This window comes from Wolbachia endosymbiont of Drosophila barbarae (assembly GCF_044752445.1).
Classification (GTDB): Bacteria; Pseudomonadota; Alphaproteobacteria; order Rickettsiales; family Anaplasmataceae; genus Wolbachia; species Wolbachia pipientis.
Map to the genome: position 1 here is coordinate 1 of NZ_JBIXJM010000064.1, position 3,178 is coordinate 3,178.

General features: G+C 35.5%; 4 protein-coding genes. 1 reads left to right on the forward strand and 3 read right to left on the reverse strand.

What is annotated here, in order from left to right; genetic code table 11:
- The 3 genes from ACIPNH_RS00840 to apaG all read right to left on the reverse strand — a co-directional run.
- The coding region (locus ACIPNH_RS00840; protein ID WP_400771008.1) for an Rpn family recombination-promoting nuclease/putative transposase at positions 1–820 on the reverse strand (820 nt) is incomplete at its 3' end.
- 47 nt (positions 821–867) lie between these two features.
- Complete coding sequence (locus ACIPNH_RS00845) at positions 868–1,017, reverse strand: hypothetical protein (RefSeq protein WP_179943777.1); 150 nt, start codon at positions 1,015–1,017, stop codon at positions 868–870.
- Positions 1,018–1,054: 37 nt separating this feature from the next.
- Positions 1,055–1,456 (reverse strand): Co2+/Mg2+ efflux protein ApaG, encoded by a 402-nt coding sequence (gene apaG, locus ACIPNH_RS00850; protein ID WP_179951370.1) that lies wholly within the window; start codon positions 1,454–1,456, stop codon positions 1,055–1,057.
- A 99-nt stretch (positions 1,457–1,555) separates the two neighbouring features.
- Here apaG and ACIPNH_RS00855 point away from each other — a divergent pair, with 99 nt between their 5' ends.
- Complete coding sequence (locus tag ACIPNH_RS00855; protein ID WP_400771011.1) at positions 1,556–2,620, forward strand: 5-(carboxyamino)imidazole ribonucleotide synthase; 1,065 nt, start codon at positions 1,556–1,558, stop codon at positions 2,618–2,620.
- Positions 2,621–3,178: the final 558 nt, after the last annotated feature.

Genomic DNA, 3,178 nt, shown 5'->3' on the forward strand with positions numbered 1-3,178 from the left:
TGTTGACATCAACATTATTAGCCAGCATTGCTTTTGCGACTTCAATTTTCCCTTCCTCTTTACCAATTTTTTTGCCTTTTTCAGTAGCAAGATCAAGTCTGTATTCAAGAATGGCTTCTTCTTTGCGTAGATCCATTATCCTTTCTTCATAGGCTACTAAATCTTTTTCGTTCCAACGAAACTTGTCTAACTCATCATACGCCAGCTTTATTATTGGTGCTTTTTCTGCTATCTCTTTTAAGTCCTCTTCTGTTGTTTCTTCTGCATATTTAAAAAAGAAACACCACCTTTCTATTGTACTTTCTAGCTGCTCTACTTTACTTTTTGAAAATTTGGGCAATTCTATAAAGATAAATTGAAAATCTTTTAAGTAATGGCCGTTAGTTTTTATATCACGTATATTGTGAGTAGAAATATAATCAACTTCTTCAGGAAGTAAGTTACAATTTGATATAGCAATAAAGAAGACTTTCTTTAAATCAATGTAGTTGCCAGATTTATCTAATTGTCTTGAGTAGGCTTTAGCGGCATATAATTGAGCGCGTTTTTCGAAGCCCTTGTCTCTAGCGAGCTGCATTTCTGCTATATATCTATTTCCGTGAGAATCCTTGCAGAGAACATCAACAATACTTTGTTTATCAGAGGCAACTTCGGGATCCATAATAGTGCTAAGAAACTCAACTTCTTGTATTGCATTTATCTCAGTAAACCCTAAAATATCGTTCAAAAAGTGGATCAGGATATTCTTATTTTTTTCCGTTCCAAAGATTTTTTTGAAACACAAATCATTGCGAGGATCGAGAAATTTTGAAAGAGCCATGGCAAAAATGCTTGAAAATATTAATAATTATACACTATTATTAACAATTATTCAACCATATTTTTGAAAATAGCTATAGCTAACACGTCATAACCGCCACGAACCGTCATACCGCGATTCATTCGCGGTATCTTAGCATAGATCCCGCTAACAAGTAGCGGGATGACGATTGTGTATCGTGCTTTGCTAAAAATCACAGAATGCAGTCTGGTTACAAATAAACTATTTTGACAGTTAATGGGGTCTAGTTTTGATGTATGGACTATCCAAAGAAAAGGGTGGTATCATAACTTCAAAAACTTTTATGCTTTCTTCATTCAGAAATTCATACTTACCCTGCATTATTCCTGACGGTACATTTAAGTATGTTCCACTTGTGTATTTAAATACCTCTCCAGATTTTATCACAGGTTGTTCTCCGATAACACCAACTCCGGCAATTTCATTTACTTTTCCCTTATAATCTATTATTTGCCAATGACGACTTAACAATTGAATAGTTGATTGGCTTTTGTTTTTTATCTTAACGTTATACATCCATACATAGCAATTTTCATAAGGAATGGATTGCTCTTCAATGTAAATTGGTAAAACTGTAACTTCAACAAAGTTGGTAGTCAATGTGTATTCTAGAATCATTATAGAATATTCATGATAAAAAGATAATATTCTAATTATATGCTTTTTTCATAGATTTTTCAAGTATACTTTAATTAGGAAATATCAATTTATAGTATGAACGAACCAGATGCGCTTAGCAAAAAAGTAATAGGAATAATAGGTGGTGGACAATTAGGTAAAATGACTGCTATCGCTGCAACAAAACTTGGACAAAAAATACATGTTTTTGCCAGTGCTAAAGACGATCCGGCTTGCTCTGTTGCTGATGATTTCACAATAGCAGATTTCTCTAATAAGAAAGCTCTTGAATCTTTTGCACAGAGTGTGGATTTAGTTACTATTGAGTCTGAAAATATTCCATGTAGTGCAATTGATATCGATGTAAATTTTTATCCGGGTAAAAAAGCGTTACACATTTCGCAGAACAGACTGAGAGAAAAGGATTTTATTAAAAACTTGGGTATAAAAACTGCTAACTATAAGAGTATACAAAATTATAATGAGCTACTGAAAAGCAGTAGCGCTTTTGGCTATCCAACAAGGCTGAAAACAACAGAAATGGGTTATGATGGAAAAGGGCAATATGTGCTTGAGAATGATTCTGAAGTGAAGCAATTTGCTTCCTTTGATTGGAATACAGAGTACATTCTTGAAGCAAGTGTTGATCTACTGAAAGAGGTTTCAATAGTCGTTGCAAGAGATAAAAACGGTAAAGTAGCTTTTTTTCCTATAGCAGAAAATTACCACGTTGATGGAATACTTGATACTTCAACAGTGCCAGCTAAAATAGATAGTAAATTAACTCAAGAGGTACAACGAGCTGCAAAGAAAATAGCAAATGCGCTTGATGTAATAGGAATTCTGGCTATTGAATTTTTTGTTACTAAGGATAACGAATTGTTAGTTAATGAACTAGCTCCCAGACCTCACAATTCTTGCCACTGGAGCTTGGATGCATGTAACGTTAGTCAATTTGAACAGCTAGTTAGGATAATATGCGGGTTACCTATGCAGGAAGTAGTATTACGCTTTCCTTGTATGACGAAAAATATAATAGGTAATGATATATATGATTCTCATAAGTATTTGAGCAACGAAAAAGCTAGTTTAACCATATATGGGAAAAAAGAGGTTAGGGATAAGCGTAAAATGGGACATGTCAATATAGATTTAAGTTAACAGTTTTTCTACGTCATACCGCCACAACTGTACGAACATTGTGATATGATGAGATGTTACATAGTAAACGGTGTCATTCTAGCACCTCTTTTCCCGTCATCCCGCTGCTTGTTAGCGGGATCTCATTTCACTTTGTGAAGGTGTCATCCCAGCACCTCTTTTCCCGTCATTCCGCTGCTTGTTAGCGGGATCTCATTTCACTTTATGAAGGTGTCATCCGAGTAGCCTGACTACTTGGATCCAGGAATTTTATTAAGTTGGTAAGCATAAAAGTGGCTGATCTTATGTTAAAACACAACGTTCTTGATGAGATTACAGCAAGGCTGGATTCCAGCGTCAGCTACTTGAATGACAGCAGTCCTACGTCATGCTGCCCCGGTATCTCTAGATCCCGCTAACACGTAGCGGGATGACGGTTGTCGTTTAGCCATAAATGTTTAAGAAATTTACCAAACGAAAAAAAAGGCAAAAGAAGCCCCGTGGTTGGCTAGTTATAGCATTTCTCATAATAGTCCGAACAGGTCATAGGAAGGCAGAATCAACAGCACGACGAAAGGA